This window comes from Pseudoalteromonas sp. T1lg21 (assembly GCF_002964625.1).
Lineage (GTDB): Bacteria > Pseudomonadota > Gammaproteobacteria > Enterobacterales > Alteromonadaceae > Pseudoalteromonas > Pseudoalteromonas gelatinilytica.
In genome coordinates, this window is sequence record NZ_PQBX01000060.1 from 28,675 (window position 1) to 49,358 (window position 20,684).

Consider the following 20,684-nt stretch of genomic DNA (forward strand, 5'->3'; position numbering starts at 1 on the left):
GAAAAACAAGCTAAGACAAAGTGGGAAAACCAATAAACTAAATAGTAAAGTTATTTTGTGTTTGTACTTAAGTTGCGCCATTAAATTAACAGCAGGTGTAATTAGCCTATTCACAGTTGCCTCGAAACATTGTCAGTCGAAACTAGATAGACCGATAAATAGGAATTTTTCATTCAAATAAAAAAAGCCCTCACACTTTCATGTGAGGGCTTTGTTCAAAAATAAATGGATTAAAGCTTCGCGAATGCGCGCTCTGCAGCTGCAATGGTGTCGTTGATCTCTTTTTCAGAGTGTTCAGCGCACACAAAGCCAGCTTCAAACGCTGAAGGAGCTAGGTAAACTCCTTCTTCAAGCATTAAGTGGAAGAACTTTTTGAAGCGCTCTAAATCACACTCAGTCGCTTGTTGGTAGCTAGTTACTTTTTCTTTATCAGTAAAGAAGAAGCCGTACATACCACCTGCATAGTTTGTTGTAAGTGCAATGCCTGCTTTTTTCGCAGCGGCTTCAAAGCCTTCACAAATTGCTTTACTTTTAGCTTCTAGTTCATCGTGTAAACCTTCAGCACATAATAGCTCAAGTGACTTTAAGCCTGCTGCCATGGCAATTGGGTTGCCTGATAATGTACCCGCTTGATAAACAGGGCCAACAGGTGCGATGAAATCCATGATTTCTTTCTTACCGCCAAATGCACCCACTGGCATACCGCCACCGATTACTTTACCTAAACACGTTAGGTCTGGTTTGATGTTGTAGTAAGCTTGTGCGCCACCTAAGGCAACACGGAAACCTGTCATTACTTCATCAAAAATAAGCACAGATTTGTATTCATCACACACCTCACGCAGACCTTCTAAGAAGCCTGGTACAGGTGGAATACAGTTCATGTTGCCAGCAACTGGCTCAACGATGATACAAGCGATTTCGTCAGCGTATTTTGCAAAAATTGCTTTTACTTCATCAAGGTTGTTAAACGACACAGTTAAGGTGTGCTTAGCAAAATCTTCAGGAATACCTGGTGAGTTAGGTACACCCATAGTCAGTGCGCCTGAGCCTGCTTTTACTAGTAGTGAGTCAGCATGACCGTGGTAACAGCCTTCAAACTTTAAGATTTTGTCACGGCCAGTGAAACCACGTGCTAAGCGAATCGCACTCATTGTAGCTTCAGTCCCTGAGCTTACCATACGAACTTTTTCGATAGATGGTACTAGCTCTTTTACTTTTTCGGCCATTAAGATTTCAGTTTCGGTTGGCGCACCATAGCTTAGGCCATTTTCAACGGCTTCTAATACCGCTTGTTTAATGGCAGGGTGGTTATGACCCATGATCATTGGTCCCCATGAACCAACGTAATCGATATAACGGTTACCATCAGCATCAAAGGTAAAAGGGCCTTCTGCTTTAGTGATGAATAAAGGAGTACCGCCAACGCCATTGAAGGCACGAACTGGTGAGTTAACACCGCCTGGGATTGATTCTTGCGCGCGATTAAAAAGATCTTGGCTAATTGTCATGAATAGTCCTATTAGGTTGTCACGTTAAATGAGTTGGTTTGCGAGGGCTCAACGAGCCCCAAACGAAGCAAGTTAGCTATTACGTTTACGGCTAAACCAAGGCACGTCGACTTCATATTGCTCAACTTTGTCAGCAACATCTAAGGTTAGAGCAAACAACGCCATGCGAATTAACACGCCATTTTGTACTTGGCGGAAAATTGCTAGGTTGTCGTTGCTATTTAAATCGTTATCAAGCTCGTTTGCCTCTAAACGGCTGTCACGAGGGAGTGGGTGCATCAATACAGAGTTTGGCTTACAGTGTGCGTTGTAAATAGCCTGACTGATACGGAAACCACCACGGTATTTGTTAGCTTCTTCTTGTGAAGGGAAGCGCTCTTCTTGGATACGGGTTTGATACACAATATCGGCCGCCAAATTGCCTTCCATTTTATCAACAACTTGAATTTTATGGCCTGCGTTATCAACGGCATCTAAAATGTAGTCTGGCATTTGTAAGCCATCAGGTGCCACCATAGAGAATTTAACGTCTTTATAATGACACAGTAATTTAGATAAAGAGTGCACAGTACGGCCATATTTTAAATCACCCACTAGGGCAATATGCATACCGTCGATACCTTGGTTGAAACGGCCAAGTTCACGTTCAATCGTTAATAAGTCAAGTAAGGCTTGAGTTGGGTGCTCATTCGGGCCGTCACCGCCATTAATCACTGGCACGTCACACCCGGTGGCAAACTCAGCAACAGAGCCTGCGTCAGGGTGGCGCATTGCGACTGCATCTGCATACGCTGAGATAACGCGAGCGGTGTCATACAAAGACTCACCTTTTGCAAGCGCTGAGCTTTGCATGCCTGTTGTTTCGCGGACTAAACCACCTAGTAAGTTAAATGCCGTACCAAAACTTACGCGAGTACGCGTGCTTGGTTCAAAGAACAAGTTCGCTAAAATTGCGCCCTCTAAAACATTGGTGCGCTTTTGCTTTTTAGCATAAGGCTCCATTTTCTTAGCAACTGCAAAAATACGTTCAATACAATCTCGATCAAGCTGATTGACCGACAGGATATTTTCACCTTGGAAACTTAGCATGGGGTTTGTTCCTAATCACATTTATAGGGCGCTGGCACTCGGTATGGGAGGCCGCATAAATTTGCGCAGTACTATAGCAAATTTTTAGCGTACACAGCAGCAAATTATAAGTTAGGTTTAATAATTGCCAGTGCCACTATAGCTAAAAGGATGAGTACCGGAACTTCATTAAAAATACGGTAAAAACGATCGCTGCGTTTATTGCGATCATGCTTAAAATCAGCCAGTAATTTAAAGCAGTAGCCATGATAGATATAAAGAATAATTACTAATACGAGTTTGTAGTGCAGCCACATACTGTATCTAAACCAATCACGGCCATATTCAACAATAGTTAAAACGCCAAACACCAGTGTTAAAACGGCAAACGGGGTGACAAAATACAGTAAACGGCGCTCCATTACTTTTAGCATTGAGTTACAGGCTTTTTCTTCGCTCATCGCGTGGTAAACAAACAGTCGTGGCAGGTAAAAAATACCGGCAAACCAAGCAATCATAAAAAATACGTGGAAGGTTTTATAAACTAATAGCGCAGTCATTTAAGCATCCATTTTAATTGTTATAACAAGCTGTTGCGTATGGTAAGGATATGTCTGATTTGGTCCCAACGCAAAAGACCCATAATTTGTTGGTTATCAAGCAGGTTGTAAATATACACCGCACCGCTGCGTTTATCTTTAAGTAAATCAAAAGCATCGGCTAAAGTCGCCTGGCTGCTAAGACCGGCAAGGCTGACATATTTGATGTTACTGTTTTGGTCAGACATCAAACTTAAATCATATTCTGCAAGGCGATAGCCATTTTCTTCGTCATGGACAATAAGCGGTGTTTGGCTATCAAGGGCATCGAGCGATTCTTTGATTTGTTGTTTGTCGTCACTGTAGAGTAGTTTGAACTGTTCATCCATTTCATCCATCACACCTACCTTTTGTAAGGCTTCTGTGGCAGGGGATATTTGATATTCAAGCCCTTGGAAATCGAGTTGTTGCATAAAAATAGAGCGGTTACCAAAAAACTGCAACGCCGTGACATAAGCCGTTGAAATCACCAACATGGCTGGCACAATAATCTCTGGGCTTGAGGTTAACTCCATAACCGTAGTGAGTGCTGCTAGTGGTGCGTGCAATGTGGCAGCCAATAATCCCGCCATGCCAAGCATGCTATAAGTCCCTGTGATATCAACGCCCGGACTAATAAACTGCGCGAAAAAGGCCATTAAGGTGCCCATTAATACCCCAAGCCCAATGACTGGGCCGATAATCCCGCCAGGGATACCCAAGCCAATAGCAAATAAGGTGGCGAGTAATTTGGCAATCAAAATGGTTGTTAAAAACTGCACATCATCTGGTGATTCAATGGCAATAGTGATAGCGCTCATACCCGAGCCCATCGCATGGGGAACCATATAAGCAATTAAGCCCGCGATTAAACCTGCCAGCAATAGACGAGGGAACATACTTAGCGGTTTAAAGGTGCGGATTATAACATCAAGTTTTGGTTAAATGCATAAGCAACAGCACCAAGTGCCATACCAAATATGATTAAAAATGGGTAATGCCAGCCACTCAATGGATTCATGGTTATAAGGGCAAGCTCTGAAGCATCACCAAATACAAATTGAGTTGCTAATGCACCGGTAACCGCAGCGAGCATAATGGGCACGAAAATATGCACTTTATATTCCCTGAGCACTACCTCCATTACAAAAATAACGGCAGCAAGTGGGGTGTTAAATGAAGCCGCAATCCCGGCTGCTACACCGCATCCAGTGAGGGTACGCATGGCATTGTGTGGAAGATGTAACTTATCGGCCAATAAACTGGCACCTGTTGCACCCATGTGTACTGATGGGCCTTCTCGACCGACCGAAAAACCACTAATAAGGGCTAATGCACCACCGACAAATTGGTTTACCGTGTTGTAAAGCGGCATATGGCCATAGTGTTTTTTAATGCGGTGGATTACAAACGGAATACCCAAACGATAATGTTTAAATCCTGTAAGCGCCGCAAATAAGGCAATTAACAGCGCTGCACCAACTGGAAGTAATATTCGCTCAAAGGTCGGTAATGTTGTGAAGTCATCAGGCTTATCTAAAAATAAGCTTTGAAAAAACATGATGGTAAGGCGGAAGAATATGATTAACACTGCCGCAATTAGTCCTGCACTTACACCAAGTAAGCACAATTGCACAGATGTTTTAGGCTTTGCTAGGCGACGTCTCAGTCTCTCAAGCCACATGCATATTTCCTCACAGCACTTTTGAGCCGCAGTTTAGCAAACCAAATTCACTAAGTCGTTGGGATTTTATAATTTTATCCGCTTTTTGGGTAAATATAGCTAATCTGTGCCGTGTTGATTAATTTGCTGTGTTAATTCAGGTAAGCGAGCACGAATGGCGTTGGATAATTCATCTACAAGCGGGGCGTGTTTTTTATGAATAATGGTATTAACAGCCATTTGCCTTAATACAACCACAGAGAAGTCTTTTTTATAGGTATTGATATCATTATTGAGCGCAGGATAAAGAGCGTAATCAACACGGCCTTTTTTTAGCATGGTAAGCGTGTGACTTAAATCTTCGTTGTGCATGATCTCAGCTTTTATATCAAATTCGTTGAGGACTTCGACATCACCAATCGAACTCATAACCCGATTGCGAGGGTCGTATAAGTTATCCCGATCGCATGGCAGCGATTTTCTACATAGGAGCACCAAGTTGATAATACCAAGGCTTGGTTCTACGACAATAACATTCTCGAACTTTTTAAGGTTGCTTTTTGAACGCACGATATCGCCATCAACAATGCCTGCATTAAGTAATAACACACCTCTGCGGGATGGCGTTGCTTGCATTTTAGTTTTGATATTTAAATCATTATAAACCTGTTCAATAAACGCTTTAAAAGGGGCTATTCGCGGTATGTCTATATAGGTTAGTAACAACTTATTTGGTCGAGAGTAGTTTTGCACTAAAGGTTGTTTAGCGGCAAATAAATCATTCAGTAAGGCAATTTTAGCTTTGTTTTCATCGTCATTACGTATGCCAATCACTAATGGGAAGTCGGTAAATTGACTCACTATTTTGGGCTCTGGTAGGTTTTGCTGCTCAGCAAAATAGTTAAGTACTTTTGGTGCAGTAATCGCAAAATTAATCTGCTTAGTTTGCATCAAGTGAAATAGTTCTTCATCGTTTGCTGTTTGTACTATGCTACCTGCATAGGATTGAATCACTTTTTCAACCACATCTGGATAGATATAAGGCTCAACAACGCCGACTTTATTTTCACTAAAAAGCTGCTCAATATTTTCAAAATCTTGTGGGTTAGATTGGGTGGTAATGACGGCTAATTGAGAATTTAAAATAGTGGGTGAGGCAACAAATCCGGGCATCATTTCAGAGGGCCAAGCAGGGTAATAGCCTAGGTAGCCAGTTAACTGGGCTTTTTTTATTGCATCTTGCCAAGGTAAATATTCAACCTCAAGGTTTATCGATTTTTTAGCAAGCGTATCTCTTAATAATGCAATGGCATCGCCGCCATTTGCCATTGTACTACTTGCATAAGGAGGGGCTTCTAAAGAGGTAATTTTCCATGTTTCTTGGTACGTAGCATTGGCAGCTGCAAATGAGCTGAAAACAAGTACGATAAGAGGAAAAATTCGAGTAAGCATGGAAACAGAATTATCATTAATTGTTTAATAAGTATACGTCTAATTTAAACTTAATAGCATTTTTTCTTTGCTTATTTACAGCTAATAACATTACAGCTAAAGCAGTGATGTTTTTGGTCATACATACGTTTATCGGCCATGCTTAGCAACTCATCAAATGATTGGGCATCGTCGGGGTAAAGGGCAAAACCAACACTTGCCTCAACGAGCAAGTCACCACACTCTGATTTTATCGGCGCCTTAATTGCGCAGATCAAACGTGATAGTGCACGGTTTATTTGTACTTGGTTCTCTATGTCAGTCACAATAACCACGAACTCATCACCACCAATGCGTGCAACGCAGTCGGTCTTGCGAGCGGTGTCTTGCAGACGTTTAGCAACTTCTATCAGTACTTTATCTCCAATCGCATGACCGTGGGTATCGTTAATTGGCTTAAATTTATCAAGGTCAAAATACAGGCAGCCAACTTTAGAGCCTGTTCGTTCCACCCGCGCAAATTCTTGCTTGATAAATCGCTCAAGGGCACTGCGATTCGCTAAACCTGTTAGGTGATCTGTTTGCGCTAATTGCCTAATTTTTTTCTCTGCCATAACACGTTTCGTGATATCGAAATTAACGCCAATCATACGGTTGCCGTATATTCGTCCATCGGCGTTGATATAGCGAGTTTTGCCAGAAGGTAAAACAATTTGAAACTCAGCATGAAACTCTTCGCCATTTAAAATTGCGAGTTTTAGCTTGTTTGTCACGTCTTCATATTCATCTGGGTGCAAGCTATTTGCCCAAGCTGAATAGTCCCCTTTAAATTCTGATTTTGGGATTTCAAATAAGGTGTGCATCCAGTCATCCCAAATCAGTTCATTGGTTTCAAAGTTCCACTCCCAAATACCAATATGGGCCGCATCAGCGGCCATGGCCATGCGTTGGTGTAAGTTTTCAAGCTCGGTTTTAGCTTGTTTTAGTTCAGTGACATCTTCAGAAACGTCCAATAAATACTGCGCTTTACCATTACTGTCTTTAATGGTGAGTTTTCGTGTTCTTAAGTAATGGGTATTGCCATCAATAGTAACTGGCTTTTCCTCTATAGTAAGGGTCTCATCACTTTTCAATACATCGCGGTCAGTTTGCACGAAGCTCACTGCTTGCTCATTACTGAAAATATCAAAGTCATTGAGCCCAATAAGTTGGTCTTTATTTTTGCCAAGTAATTGTTCGCCGGCTTTGTTGACATGGCTAAATGTTAAATGCTCAGCATCTTTAACAAACAACATGATGGGTAAATTATCGAAAATGGTTTGCGTGAAGGCCTCTTGGTTTCGAATATCAGACAAATCTTTTATCGTCGCCACATAAGGTCCTGACTCTTTTTTACCAATAGAGCTGATAGTTAACGTAATAGGAAATCGTTTTTTATTCGATCGTTGTCCTTTTAAGAGTCGACTGCTACTTTTTCCTGCCGTCCTTTTGCTAAGCTGTGAGTCTCGAAGAATCTCATCCAGTTCTAACGATTTTTCAGGGATCAGGGTACGAATATGCTTGCCTATTAAATCATGCGGCTGATAACCAAATACATGGATTGCAGCGGGGTTTGCAAATTCAATTTTTCCTTCATTATTAAAGCTAATAACCACATCTTGTACGGTATTTAGTACAGCTTTTAATTTCGCTGATAATAAGCTCCTTGCTCTGAGCTCAACAACACCCAATACAAACAGGCTTAATGCCACCAGTATAATGATAATAAGTTGTGCTAACGTCGAGTAGTCGTGAGTTGTAACATAGGTGGTGTATTCAGTTTCAAAAACCGACATCGAAATCATACCGATGTAATGCATTCCTGAAATTGCACTGCCCATTACCAAGGCAACAACTAGATTCATCCGTGTTTGATGAACCCCTTTGGTAAGTCTTAGTTCGTTAATTTTTAATGCAAGGCCTGACAACACAACCGCTACTATAATCGATAACGAGAATAACCAAGGCTCATAAGCCATATTGGCAGGCATAACCATCGCCATCATGCCAACAAAGTGCATCGAGCCAATGCCAGCGCCCATTAGCACACTTCTAAAAAGTAGCCCTTTGTCGGTTTGTAGTGCTGGTGATAGGACGATGTAACTGGCAAAGACACTTGGCAAAATTGATATCAAGGTAATGCTAATGTTGTATTCAATCGGGATGGGTAAGTTGTAGGCAAGCATGCCAACAAAATGCATACCCCAAATACCTATACCTAAAAAACACGACGCCATGATGGTCCAGATCTGACTTTCATTTTTTAGATAGGAGTGTTTGATTCGAGCTGATAATAAAAAAGAAATATACGAAGCAAATACGGCTGTAAGAATAGAAGCAAACACAAGGAGTAAATCGTATTCAGCCGGAATGACCTGCGCACTGCTTAATTGATCAGTTATAAAATGCAGCCTGAAATGCTCTATCACAATTATCTTCCCTCAGTGCAAAATCACGCCAGTCTAAATGTAGTACAAATTAACTTTAGTCCAAGGCAAATGGGTTATCCAGTTCGCTTGTTTATAATTGAGTTGACTCGTTGTCGATACTTGATTAAAACACTCGGGTATTAGATAATTGCAACCATTATAGGTTTTGAGGGTTTTGGTATGTCAGATGAGTTACCAATCAAGTTCAGCGATGCAGCAGCTGTTCGAGTTAAACAGTTAATCGAAGAAGAAGAGAATCCAGATCTTAAACTACGTGTTTATGTAACAGGTGGTGGTTGCTCAGGTTTCCAATATGGTTTTACTTTTGATGAAAAAGCTAACCCTGGCGATTTAGAAATTGTTAAAAATGGTGTAACGCTCGTTGTTGACCCTATGAGTATTCAGTACTTGGTCGATGGTACCGTTGACTATACTGAAGGGCTCGAAGGCGCACGCTTTTTTGTTAATAACCCTAACGCAACAACAACCTGTGGTTGCGGAGCCAGCTTCAGCGTTTAATGAATTATTTATGAAAGCCACTTAATGTGGCTTTTTTATTGCTTTAACTTCCCATAACATCCCGCCTTTGCTAAATTTTACGCATTATCAGAAGGAATTTTGCGTTGCCAAATATAATTAAAACAATAGAAAAAAAACCTTATATTTTAGCCATTGCCATTGTTTTGGTGATTGTACTGTGGATGCTATCTGGGGATAGCAAAGCAGATCAAAAAGCACAGCAAAGTGATGAGCATGCCCAAGAGCGATTGCCGAAAGTGCAAGTGATGCCGTTGGTTGCTGAGAATATTAATAAAAACCTGACCTTTTATGGTAAATCAGAGCCTGACAAAATAGCGAATATTAGCGCTAGGCAAGCAGGACAAGTACTCGAAATATTGGTTGAAGAAGGTCAGTTTGTTAAACAAGAACAGGTTATTTTACGCCTCGATAAATCAGATTTAGCCGCTCAAATCACATCAGCAGAAGCCTTAGTGGCACAGTATCAAACTGAATACGAAGGCGCGCTTAAACTTAATCAGCAAGGTTTACAAAACAAAGTATTGACCATGCAAGCACAAGCAATGTTGCAACAAGCAAAAGCAACCTTGGTAAGCCTTGAATTAAAACTAGAGCGTACAGAGGTGCGTGCTGCTTTTGATGGCGTTATCAACAAACGTTTAGTCGAAATTGGTGATTATGTTGGCATAGGCGACCCTATTTTACAGCTTGCTGATTTAGACCCGTTAATTGTCAGAGCCGATGCTACTCAAAAAGAAGTACAAGGCTTAGAAGTTGGACAGGCTACTTTTGCTCATGTTTTAAATGACAAAACCTATCCGGGTCGAATTCGTTACATTGCATCTGTTGCGGATGACAGCACGAATACATTTCGTATTGAAGCGGCATTTGAAAACCCAGGTATGAAATATAAAGCAGGCTTTTCTACTCAGCTTAATATTGAGTTGCCAACTGAACCTGCCATGTTATTAAGCCCGGCTTTTATGGCGCTAGACGAACAAGGGAATATCGGGGTAAAAGTCGTTAATGACGACAATATTGTTGAGTTTAAATCAGTAAGTCTTGCAAAAACCACAGAGCAGGGCGTTTGGCTTTGGGGCTTAGGTGAGAAAGCGAATGTTATTACCCTCGGTCAAGGCTTTGTGCGTGCCGGTGATAAAGTAGAGCCTGTATTTACTGAAGCTACGAGCAACTAGGTATGAAAAACTTAATCGAAGCGTCGTTGACTCACACGCGTACAGTTTTATCTATTTTCATCTTGTTGCTGATCTCGGGCTGGGTGACATATCAAACCATCCCTAAAGAAGCGAATCCTGATGTCACCATTCCTTTTATTTATGTGTCGATTATTCATGACGGTATTTCCCCTGAAGATGCTGAGCGGCTATTAGTTAGGCCAATGGAGATTGAGCTCCGCTCGATTGAAGGCGTAAAAGAAATGTCAGCGGTGGCAAGTGAAGGGCATGCCTCTGTGACCCTTGAGTTTATCGCGGGTATGGATCCTAAAGAAGCCTTAGCTGATGTACGAGATAAAGTTAGTTTAGCTAAGGCAAAACTGCCTTCTGAATCAGAAGAGCCAGAAGTTCATGAAATCTTGATGGAAGATGAGCAGCCAACCATTACATTAACCTTGTCAGGTGATGCGCCAGAGCGAGGTTTACTCACTATTGCCCGTAATCTTAAAGATGAACTAGAAAGCATTTCTAGCGTATTAGAAGTTGATGTAGGTGGTGACCGCGAAGATATGGTCGAAATTGAGGTCGATCCACTTGCGATGATTTCTTATGGTCTTGAACCGAGTGACATCATTCAACTGCTATCAAATAACAACCGCTTAGTTGCTGCAGGGACACTCGATACTGGTAAAGGACGCTTTGCTGTAAAAATCCCATCGGTATTTGAGACAATTCAAGATGTGATGGAGCAACCCGTGAAAGTCGTTGGTGATAGGGTGGTGCGTTTTATGGACGTAGCAAAAATTCGTCGAGCGTATAAAGACCCAACCTCAATCGCACGTATTAATGGCCGCCACGCGGTTTCGCTGGAAGTAAAAAAACGTGCTGGCGAAAATATTATTGATACGGTCGATCAAGTTAAAAAAGTGGTGAATGAGGCCAAGAAAATTTGGCCTGATCATATACGAGTTGATTACACCGGCGACATGTCAAAAGACGTGAAAATGATGCTCTCTGATCTGCAAAATAATGTGCTGTCTGCTGTATTGTTGGTGGTTATCGTTATTGTGGCGGTACTTGGCGCGCGCACCGCCTTCTTAGTGGGGATTGCCATTCCGGGCTCATTCTTAACCGGGATTTTAGTGATCTCTGTGTTTGGTTTAACGGTGAATATCGTGGTGCTTTTTGCACTCATCATGGCTGTCGGTATGCTGGTGGATGGCGCAATTGTTGTTAGTGAGTTTGCAGATAGAGCAATGAGTGAAGGCAAACCACGCAAGGCTGCTTATAAATTGGCTGCTGAGCGCATGGCGTGGCCAATCATCGCTTCTACGGCAACGACATTAGCGGCCTTTGCACCATTGATATTTTGGCCGGGAATGATGGGCGAGTTTATGAAATACTTGCCGATTACGCTTATTGCCACCTTGTCTGCGTCATTACTTATGGCATTGGTGTTTGTGCCAACTATTGGTGGATTAATAGGAAAGTCACGGCCGCTCTCTGAACAGCAAAAACAGGATTTAGAGTTAGCAGAGTCCGGCGATTTAACGCAAATCAAAGGGATGCTTGGGCGTTATATTCGAGTGCTTGATTATGCAACAGAGCGCCCTTGGTGGAGCCTAGCTGCTGCAATCGTGTTTTCTATTTTGGTATTCTTTGCATTTGCTGTCTCTAAGCTAGGCGTTGAGTTCTTTCCTGATGTTGAGCCAAATGGCGTTAATATCAAAGTACGTTCTTACAGTGACTTATCTATATTTGAAAAAGACGTGATTATGAAAGACATTGAGTCACGCATTTTAAAAGTGGAAGGTATTAAAACTTTGTATGCTCGTACTGGCGGTAAAGATCAGGTAGGCACGTTTAGAATGAATCTAAAAGACTGGGATGAGCGTCCACCTGCCGAAGATATAATCAGCCAAGTTAACGAAATCACGGCAAGTTATGCCGGTGTCGAAATTGAACTTCGTAAAGATGAAAATGGCCCCGGTGGTGGTAAAGCGCTAAGTATTGAGCTGAGCTCTCGGTTTGTTGATGTGCTTAATAGTGAAGCAAAGCGAGTAAGGCAAGCCATCGAAAATGATGGCGCGTTTCGAAATGTTGATGATAGTGCTTCAAAACCGGGCATTGAGTGGCAACTTAAATTGAATCGTTCGGATGCGGCTCGTTTTGGTGCGGATGCCAGTATGCTAGGGGCGAATGTTCAGCTTATTACTAATGGTTTAAAACTAGGGGAATACCGCCCCGATGATGTTGATGACGAGATTGATATTCGCGTACGCTTTCCTCATGACAAGCGAGATTTAGGGCGTCTTGAAACGTTACGTGTAAAAACCATACACGGACAAGTGCCAATTAGTCATTTTGTTGAGCGCCAAGCAGCTCCTAAAGTGGATACTATCCGCCGTGTTGATTCTCAGCGCGTTGTAACCGTTAATGCAGACATGAAGCCGGGTGAACAACTTGCCAAAGCGTTGCCGCGCTTACAAGCGCAGTTAGAAGAGCAAGGGTTAGACCCGCGCGTGAAAATTAAAGTGCGCGGTGAAACCGAAGATCAAGATGAATCAGAAGCCTTCCTTGAACAGGCTTTTGTGGTTGCTCTGTTTGTGATGGGTATCATTTTGGTGACACAATTTAATAGCTTCTATCAGGCATTTTTGATTTTAAGTGCCGTGCTGTTTTCAACTGTGGGTGTATTCTTGGGCTTAATCGTATTACAGCAACCGTTTGGTATCGTGATGTCGGGCATTGGGGTTATCTCGCTTGCCGGTATTGTGGTTAATAACAATATAGTACTGATTGATACTTATAATGTTTTACGTAACCAAGGTCTGGCAGCAAAAGATGCGATTTTACGAACTGGTGCTCAGCGTTTAAGGCCAGTATTGTTAACGACTGTGACCACCATTTTGGGATTAATGCCGATGGTACTGCAAGTGAATATTGACTTATTTAACCGTCATATTGATTTTGGTGCGCCATCTACTCAGTGGTGGGTGCAATTGGCAACAGCCGTTGCGGGTGGTTTAACATTTGCCACAGTATTAACACTGGTACTTACGCCTTGTTTGTTAATGCTGCGAGACCGTCGTCGGTAATCGGTAAATTCGTTACTGATTAATTAAAAATGAGTGACCCTAGTGTTGGGTCACTTTAATCATCAGTAAAAAGAAGCCTAAAACTAACGCAGAGGCGATTAAAATATACACAAACCCTTTCTTGCCTTGCTTAATTGGTACACGATTTTGTTTTAAAAATAGGTACCATGCGACACATAGTACAATTGGCAACAAAAATAATATACGAAACATTTCTTAACCTTTTTCAGTATTTACATACACTTTAAGCATAAATATGCAGATTTTAAAGTGATACTTTCATCTTGTTAGACTTCCAATTGATCAATTTTTTGGTACAGTTAACCAGTTAACTATAGAGCACATGCTTTAATTTTAGCTACACTTAGACTTGTATACTAAAACGGTCCATACCTAAAAGGTGGACATTTGTATAATTAATCATTCAAACTGAAAATTATTAGTATATAATGTGTCCAAGAGTGAGACGGGCAAATTTCACTCTTAAATTATTAACTTGAATCATCTAGTAGGAGATGTATTTTATGATGGGTAAAACAGTTTCTTCTGAAGAAAACTCGAAATTAACGAAATGGCTTAAAACTAAGCGTCATGAAAAAGGTCACACAATGCGTAGCCTTGCACAGGTTTTAGGTACGCCACATTCTTTCATTGGTAAAATTGAAAACCAAGAACGTCGTTTAGATGTAATTGAATTCATGCGTTATTGCGATGCTTTAGAAGTTGACCCATACGAAGGTCTTAACTTACTTAAAGACGCTTAATTATTCATTACTAAAAGTGAAACGCCGCTTTTAAAGTAATACAAATAGTGCAAGGAAGCGCTATTTAAAGTCCCTCCCTTGCATTTTCCTCACTTTAATCACATACGTATCAAATTTGTTAATTATTTTGATGATAGTTGTTTTCTAACGCATAAAGCTTATGGCGAATTAAGAATAAAAATACCAGTGATGGGATCACCATCAATGCAGTTAGTACAAAGAACATCGCCCAGTTTCCCCCCAACCAGTCATCAATAACGACGCCGCTGTAGCTTGAAAGTAACGTCCTACCTAAATTACCTAACGAAGCAAGTAGCGCATAGTGGGTTGCACTAAATGCTCTGTCGCATAGCATTGATATAAACGCCACCATGGCAACCAGTGACCAAGCTTGAGTAAAACCATCAACGATAATAGCAAACGCGTACAAGCTTAGTTTAGGACCTGCAATCGCAATCCAAGCAAAGGCTAAGTTTGAGGCTGCCATCGCAATACCACTAATAAATAAGCCTTTAACAATACCATAGCGTTGATTGAATAAGCTTCCTAGAAAAGTAAAAGCAATGGTGAGTACTGCAGTACCCACTTTGGAGAAGGTCGCAATATCGCTATTTGAAAAGCCCACTTCTTTATAAAACACGATAGACATTCGCCCTAAAAACGCTTCACCGATTTTAAATAAGAAAATAAAGGCTAATAAAGCTAATGCTGTTTTTACGCCATTGCGGGCGAAGAAGGTTCTGAAAGGGTCAAAAACGGTCACAGCAAGCCAAGCAATAACTTTAGCAAAGCGAGTCTGCGTACTTCCAGCCAGCTTTTGTTGATAGGTTTGCTCAAGCTCTGCTTGTACAGCATCGCGATTTGATTCGGGCTCTTTTGCCCAAAATACGCTGCTCATTAATAGCAGCATCACTACAGATAAGAAAAAGTAAACTTGCGGCCAATCAATGGAAGGAATGTCAGCCATATAAAATGGCAGGGCACCCAATAGGGCGTAGCCGCTCCACCAACCGGAGGTGGCCATTGCAGCCGCTGCGGTGGCTTTATGGCTTTCATTTTCGGCCAAAGTATCAATACGAAATGCATCAATAGCAATATCTTGAGTCGCAGAAGCGATTGCAATAACTAAACACAGCGCGGCAGCAAACCAGAGGTTAGCTTTAATATCGAGCCCTGCAAGTGAAAAGGTGCCAATAAAAATAACTGACTGACAAAGTAAAATCCAGCTACGGCGCTGGCCAAGCCAGTTAAACAAAACAGGTAACTTTACACGGTCAACAAGCGGTGACCATAAAAAGTTAATGCTATACGCGCCAAACACGATGCCAAATAACCCTATCATGCTGCGGCTTAGCCCTTCATCTTTTAGCCAAGCCGACATAACAGAGCCAATCAATACCCAAGGAAAGCCGCTGCTGATACCAAAGATAAATATATTGATTAAACGTTTATCTTTGAAGTACGAGAAATACTCTGAAATAGAAAGGGTTTTTGTCATAGTGTTGCCAGTTTTAGGGGCATGCGCCCCTATTTATTATTTATTAGCGTCAAGCACTTTTACGTTTAAGATAACAACAGGATCTTTGGGTACGAAGCTGTAACCAATTTTTTCGTTGAATGCAGTTTCTACACGCATTATTTTGTCTAATGTCTCGTAGCCATCCATTACCATACCGAATACAGCAAAACCCCAATCTCGACCAGGGTTAAGATGGTCGTTGTCGTCCATGTTGAAAAAAAACTGACGTGTACCCGAGTGTGGTTTGCGGTCTTGGTATGCCATAGCGATGCTATACATATCATTTTTTAAACCGTTACCACTTTCATTAAAAATCGGGTCGTTTTCATGTAGACCATCATAGTCTTTATCGTAACCACCGCCTTGAATAACAAAGTCACGCTCGTTGTCTTCATCACGTTCAACACGGTGAAACACACTACCTTGATAGCTACCATCAGCAACGTAAGTCAAAAAGTTATTTACTGTGATAGGTGCGCGCGAACGATCCATTTCGACCACAATACTGCCAAGGGTCGTGACAATTTCTACGCGAGGAAACATGTTATCTTTTTGAATGAATTTACCCTCTGTCGCTGCGAATGAACTGTGAGCAAAAAGCAAAATAAAACTGAGTAAAAAAATACGCTTCATAGTTAACCTTCTAAATAGGCGATTAATTCTGGGTCAGATACAATGCGGGTAATTATTTGCTCAGTCAACTTATTCAGCTGACCTTCTATTTTTGCACGGTCATGACTAAGTGGCCCTTCAAGGTTGGCATTACCTCGGTATACTTTGCTGAAAGTGCTTGAGTTTCTGATCACTCTTAAGCCTAACTCAATCGTTGCATCGCTTGTATGTGTCATCATTTTTTCAGTAACCACAGCTTGCAACTGGTGAATATCTAATTCAAATCGCGTTGTGGCAAGGTTAGATATATTTGCACCATTACGGCTTAACGCACTGTCTAAGGCACTTTTCACAGAGTCAGTAATTCCAGGGCTGGCAAGCGTTTTAGTTTTATCTGATTCAATGATTTTCAGAGTTACATTGTCGCCACGTAAATCAATTACGCTAGTACTTACACTGGTACTAAGATTTGAAATTTTCCCGCCTTGATAAACCGGATTCAATATTAATTGATTTGGTTGGTTGCTACACGCCGCAAGCGCAAGTACCGCACATAAAGGTAGTAGTTTTTTCATTTAGTTAGCTCCATTAATTATTCTTTGTTGCACTCAATACGACAAATTTTTTGTTAGACCCTAATAGCTTACAATTGCCGAACATGCGTTTTAACTTTTCATGATAGTCTAGATGACGATTACCAATAATTCTTAATTCACCACCGTGCTTTAATGTGTGTTTCGCCTGCTTGAACATTTGCCAAGCAATATGATCGGTGACCGCTTGCGCTTGGTGGAATGGCGGGTTACATAAAACAAGGTCAACACAATTAGGTTGGAAATCGGTTAAGCAATCATTTTGGACAAACTCACACTGGTCTAATTGCTCTGGTAGATTGTGCGTGACGTTTAATTTGGCTGATTCAACGGCCATATACGATTCATCAACGAAGGTTACATGGGCTTTAGGGCAACGTTTGAGAGTCATCAAGCCAACAACACCATTACCACAGCCTAAATCAATAATGCTGCGAGCTTTACTTGTTTGTGGCAAATAGTTAAAGAAAAAACGCGCGCCAATATCTAATGAGTCACGAGAAAATACATTGGCATGATTTTGAATTTCAAACTCACTGCCTTCAAGCGGCCAGTTAACTGGGAAAGGGGCTTTTTTATCAAGGTTACTTGTTTTGCTAATGATTAATCGAGATTTTTTAACGGCTAAACTCGTTGATGTTTCCCCAATATACTGAGTAAAAGCCTTAATTGTTGAGTTATGAATATCTTTCGTTTTACCCCCTGCAATGACGTCGATGTCTGCAGGTAAAGCAGTACTGATTGCAGCAAGTTGATGCTGCAAGTAGCCTAAATTGCGTGGCACTTTTAATATCACTAAATCAACCTGATTAGGTAATGCTGCTAATGAGTCCAGTTGCGTTAAAGAATCTGTCGATAACTCATTGGCCTGTAAATTATAACGGGTAGCTTGATGAGCAATATACGAGTCATTAACTGAATAAACTGTTAATGTATTAAAAGCACAGGCTAGGGCGCCAAAGCTATCATTGAGTATTAGAATTGAATTTGCGTTTGGATAGTGCTCTTGTACGTAATCGATAAGGTACTCATCGCCTGAGTCCCACGCTTGAAGACTGCGATTTTTTTGATCTAACGGAAAGCGTTCTAGTGTATAGGTGTTATCACCGAGCTGTGCTTGGGTGGTCATCATGATTTTACGAAAGTATTAATGTATAGGTAAATTCTAACATGCAACAGCCAAACGCCAACCCTAATCATTTGCCTGATGGGTTTTCTTACCAAGCTAATACATTGAGCGCACAAAAAAGCCTCGAGTTATTTTACTATCTTCAGCAGCATCTTAATTGGCAGCAACCAAGTATAAAGGTATATGGAAAAAGCCATGTGATCCCGCGTTTGCAATGCTTTATTGCTGATCAGGACGTAAATTATGGTTATTCGGGTTCACAGTTAATCGTTGAGCCTTGGCCAGAGGTGCTTGATGCCATGCGTATACGCTTATCAAGAACTTTGCAGATACCATTTAATGCGCTTTTAGTTAATTTGTATCGAGATGGTCATGATTGTATGGGCTGGCATAGTGACGATGAGAAAGAACTTGGTGAGCAACCAACTATCGCTTCAGTTTCACTTGGTGCTGAACGCGTTTTTAAAATAAAACACAAACATAATAATGAACAACATAGCATTGTGCTGCAAAGTGGCAGCTGTTTAATCATGAATGGTTTTAGCCAGCGTGATTACCAGCATAGTTTGCCAAAGCAGCAAAGACTCAAACACCCTCGAATTAACCTTACCTTTCGTTCAATCATATAAAATCATTGGCAAAATGACTCATGCCCTTGATATAGTAGCTGGCATTATTTTCTTATTAAAGGTCTATGACACATGTCAATGCAACAACAAATAGAGCAAAAGCTTGCTGCGGGTATCGAATGTAAACACCTGAATGTTGTCAATGAAAGCCATATGCATAGCCGTGGAACTGAATCGCATTTCAAAGTGGTGGTTGTGAGTGAAGAATTTGCAGGTAAACGTTTACTTGCCCGTCACCGTCAAATTAATGAACTATTAAAAGATGAATTAGCAAACCACATTCATGCATTAGCGATTCACACATTTACTCCAGAAGAGTTCAGTGAACAACATGGACAGGCACCTGAATCACCAAAATGCTTAGGTGGTTCAAAGTTCGACTAACTTAGCGGGACAGTCACCCAAAGTTAGAAGGACAGTCACTCTAAACGGCTTGTCATTTGGGGTTTTAAGCTCGAAAGATTTAAGTGGGTCTGAAAAGTTTTACTGATCAGACCTGTATTTTAACTATTAGCCTTTAAACTAGCGCTAATTTTTATTGTGATAGATATAGGATGATCAATGGTCATTAAGCCTAAAATTCGTGGATTTATCTGCACTAACGCGCATCCAGTAGGGTGTGCTGAGCACGTACAAGAACAAATTAATTATGTGAAAGCGCAAGGACCACTGAGCAATGCACCTAAGAATGTATTAGTGATTGGTGCGTCTACAGGTTACGGCCTAGCATCACGTATCACGGCTGCATTTGGTGGCGGTGCTAAAACGTTAGGTATTTTCTTTGAAAAAGAAGGTAGCGAACGTAAAACAGGTTCTGCAGGTTGGTACAATACTGCGGCTTTCCAAGCAGCGGCTGAAGAAGCTGGTTTATGGTCTAAAAATATCAATGGCGATGCGTTTTCTAACGAAATCAAGCAAAAAGCAATTGATACTATCAAAGCTGATTTAGGTAAAATTGATTTAGTTATCTACAGCCTTGCGTCTCCTCGTCGTACTGATCCAAATACAGGCGAAACTTACTCATCTACGCTTAAGCCAATTGGCTCTGATATCACCACGAAGAACTTAAATACTTCAAAGCGCGTGATTGATGAAGTAACCGTTGAAGCAGCAAGCCAAGAAGACATCGACAATACAATTAAAGTAATGGGCGGTGAAGATTGGGAAATGTGGATTGACGCATTAAAAGAAGCGGATGTACTCGCTGATAACTTCAAAACAACCGCTTACACCTATATCGGTAAAGAATTAACATGGCCAATTTACGGTCATGCGACAATTGGTAAAGCGAAAGAAGACCTTGACCGTGCAACGCAAGCAATCAAAGAGTCTACAAAAGACTTAAATGGCGAAGCGTATGTTTCTTCATTAAATGCGGTTGTGACACAAGCAAGCTCGGCAATTCCAATTATGCCTTTATATATCTCTGCTTTATTCAAAGTAATGAAAGCAGACGGCACATACGAAGGTACCATTGAGCAAATTCATGCGTTATTTACTGAAAACCTTTACGGCGAGACCCCACGTTTTGACGAAGGTGGTCACTTATTCCAAAACTACAAAGAGTTAGAAGATGATGTTCAAGCTCGTGTGCAACATGTTTGGGATACAGTAGATACAGATACGATTGACGAATTAACGGATTACGTGGGTTACCACAATGAGTTTTTACGTTTATTTGGTTTTGGTATCGACAGTGTAGATTACGAGCAAGATGTGAATCCTGATGTTGCGATTTCACAGCTTATCGATTAATCGCTGAACAAATTTATTTTTAAAAAGTCGCTTTTTTAAGCGACTTTTTTGTTTCTGGATGAAAATAAATCTGCATCAATAGCACTTTGGTCTATATTGAATTTTATTCAAACGGTTTTTGCAGTCTAAATAACCACATCTGTCGTATAAATTTAATATTTGCTCTCGCATA

Annotated in this window: 17 protein-coding genes and 1 pseudogene; 7 read left to right on the forward strand and 11 right to left on the reverse strand. The window is 41.1% G+C overall.

Annotation, left to right across the window (positions count from 1 at the left end; all coding sequences use genetic code 11):
* Positions 1-230 precede the first annotated feature (230 nt).
* From hemL to C2M25_RS14040, 6 genes and pseudogenes are all read right to left on the reverse strand, one after another.
* Positions 231-1,511: a glutamate-1-semialdehyde 2,1-aminomutase gene (gene hemL, locus C2M25_RS14015; RefSeq protein WP_063706269.1), complete on the reverse strand. Its 1,281-nt coding sequence runs from the start codon at positions 1,509-1,511 to the stop codon at positions 231-233.
* A gap of 72 nt (positions 1,512-1,583) precedes the next feature.
* Positions 1,584-2,600 carry an aspartate carbamoyltransferase gene (locus C2M25_RS14020; RefSeq protein WP_063706271.1) on the reverse strand — a complete coding sequence of 339 codons (1,017 nt, stop codon included), beginning with the start codon at positions 2,598-2,600 and terminating at the stop codon, positions 1,584-1,586.
* A 104-nt stretch (positions 2,601-2,704) separates the two neighbouring features.
* Complete coding sequence (locus C2M25_RS14025) at positions 2,705-3,139, reverse strand: CopD family protein (RefSeq protein WP_063706273.1); 435 nt, start codon at positions 3,137-3,139, stop codon at positions 2,705-2,707.
* Between the two features lie 20 nt (positions 3,140-3,159).
* A pseudogene (locus tag C2M25_RS14030) lies at positions 3,160-4,841 on the reverse strand (chloride channel protein).
* Positions 4,842-4,940: 99 nt separating this feature from the next.
* Positions 4,941-6,272: a transporter substrate-binding domain-containing protein gene (locus tag C2M25_RS14035; RefSeq protein WP_105181388.1), complete on the reverse strand. Its 1,332-nt coding sequence runs from the start codon at positions 6,270-6,272 to the stop codon at positions 4,941-4,943.
* A gap of 71 nt (positions 6,273-6,343) precedes the next feature.
* A complete protein-coding gene (locus tag C2M25_RS14040) occupies positions 6,344-8,719 on the reverse strand; it encodes a diguanylate cyclase domain-containing protein (RefSeq protein ID WP_105181389.1) in 2,376 nt (791 codons plus the stop codon).
* A gap of 180 nt (positions 8,720-8,899) precedes the next feature.
* Between C2M25_RS14040 and erpA the strand changes: the two genes are divergently transcribed.
* The 3 genes from erpA to C2M25_RS14055 all read left to right on the forward strand — a co-directional run bounded on the left by erpA (position 8,900) and on the right by C2M25_RS14055 (position 13,511).
* Positions 8,900-9,238, forward strand: a complete 339-nt coding sequence (erpA, locus tag C2M25_RS14045) for an iron-sulfur cluster insertion protein ErpA (protein WP_036966451.1) — start codon at positions 8,900-8,902, stop codon at positions 9,236-9,238.
* Positions 9,239-9,342: 104 nt separating this feature from the next.
* Positions 9,343-10,434: an efflux RND transporter periplasmic adaptor subunit gene (locus C2M25_RS14050; RefSeq protein WP_234003583.1), complete on the forward strand. Its 1,092-nt coding sequence runs from the start codon at positions 9,343-9,345 to the stop codon at positions 10,432-10,434.
* Positions 10,435-10,436: 2 nt separating this feature from the next.
* Positions 10,437-13,511 carry an efflux RND transporter permease subunit gene (locus C2M25_RS14055; RefSeq protein WP_105181390.1) on the forward strand — a complete coding sequence of 1,025 codons (3,075 nt, stop codon included), beginning with the start codon at positions 10,437-10,439 and terminating at the stop codon, positions 13,509-13,511.
* A 39-nt stretch (positions 13,512-13,550) separates the two neighbouring features.
* Here C2M25_RS14055 and C2M25_RS21860 read toward each other — a convergent pair whose 3' ends face one another.
* The gene (locus C2M25_RS21860) at positions 13,551-13,724 is read right to left on the reverse strand and encodes a hypothetical protein (protein WP_165385093.1); all 174 of its coding nucleotides are present in this window, start codon (positions 13,722-13,724) and stop codon (positions 13,551-13,553) included.
* Positions 13,725-14,035: 311 nt separating this feature from the next.
* Between C2M25_RS21860 and C2M25_RS14060 the strand changes: the two genes are divergently transcribed.
* A complete protein-coding gene (locus C2M25_RS14060; protein ID WP_054562310.1) occupies positions 14,036-14,275 on the forward strand; it encodes a helix-turn-helix domain-containing protein in 240 nt (79 codons plus the stop codon).
* A gap of 118 nt (positions 14,276-14,393) precedes the next feature.
* On the opposite strand, the gene C2M25_RS14065 is transcribed toward C2M25_RS14060, so the two are convergent.
* The 4 genes from C2M25_RS14065 to C2M25_RS14080 are packed head-to-tail and all read right to left on the reverse strand — an operon-like array spanning position 14,394 to position 18,128.
* Positions 14,394-15,773 (reverse strand): AmpG family muropeptide MFS transporter, encoded by a 1,380-nt coding sequence (locus tag C2M25_RS14065; RefSeq protein ID WP_063706283.1) that lies wholly within the window; start codon positions 15,771-15,773, stop codon positions 14,394-14,396.
* A gap of 36 nt (positions 15,774-15,809) precedes the next feature.
* Entirely contained in the window at positions 15,810-16,427 is a 618-nt protein-coding gene (locus tag C2M25_RS14070; protein ID WP_063706285.1) for a peptidylprolyl isomerase, read from the reverse strand.
* A gap of 2 nt (positions 16,428-16,429) precedes the next feature.
* Positions 16,430-16,981, reverse strand: a complete 552-nt coding sequence (locus tag C2M25_RS14075) for a YajG family lipoprotein (RefSeq protein ID WP_105175307.1) — start codon at positions 16,979-16,981, stop codon at positions 16,430-16,432.
* A gap of 13 nt (positions 16,982-16,994) precedes the next feature.
* On the reverse strand, positions 16,995-18,128 hold the full coding sequence (locus C2M25_RS14080; protein WP_105175306.1) for a methyltransferase: 1,134 nt from the start codon (positions 18,126-18,128) through the stop codon (positions 16,995-16,997).
* A 41-nt stretch (positions 18,129-18,169) separates the two neighbouring features.
* Between C2M25_RS14080 and C2M25_RS14085 the strand changes: the two genes are divergently transcribed.
* The 3 genes from C2M25_RS14085 (at position 18,170) to fabV (ending at position 20,512) form a co-directional block, all read left to right on the forward strand.
* A complete protein-coding gene (locus C2M25_RS14085; RefSeq protein ID WP_105181391.1) occupies positions 18,170-18,757 on the forward strand; it encodes an alpha-ketoglutarate-dependent dioxygenase AlkB family protein in 588 nt (195 codons plus the stop codon).
* 72 nt (positions 18,758-18,829) lie between these two features.
* Positions 18,830-19,141, forward strand: coding sequence for a BolA family protein (locus tag C2M25_RS14090; RefSeq protein ID WP_054554277.1), 312 nt, complete (start codon positions 18,830-18,832; stop codon positions 19,139-19,141).
* 177 nt (positions 19,142-19,318) lie between these two features.
* The gene (fabV, locus tag C2M25_RS14095) at positions 19,319-20,512 is read left to right on the forward strand and encodes an enoyl-ACP reductase FabV (RefSeq protein ID WP_105181392.1); all 1,194 of its coding nucleotides are present in this window, start codon (positions 19,319-19,321) and stop codon (positions 20,510-20,512) included.
* The last annotated feature ends 172 nt before the right edge of the window (positions 20,513-20,684 follow it).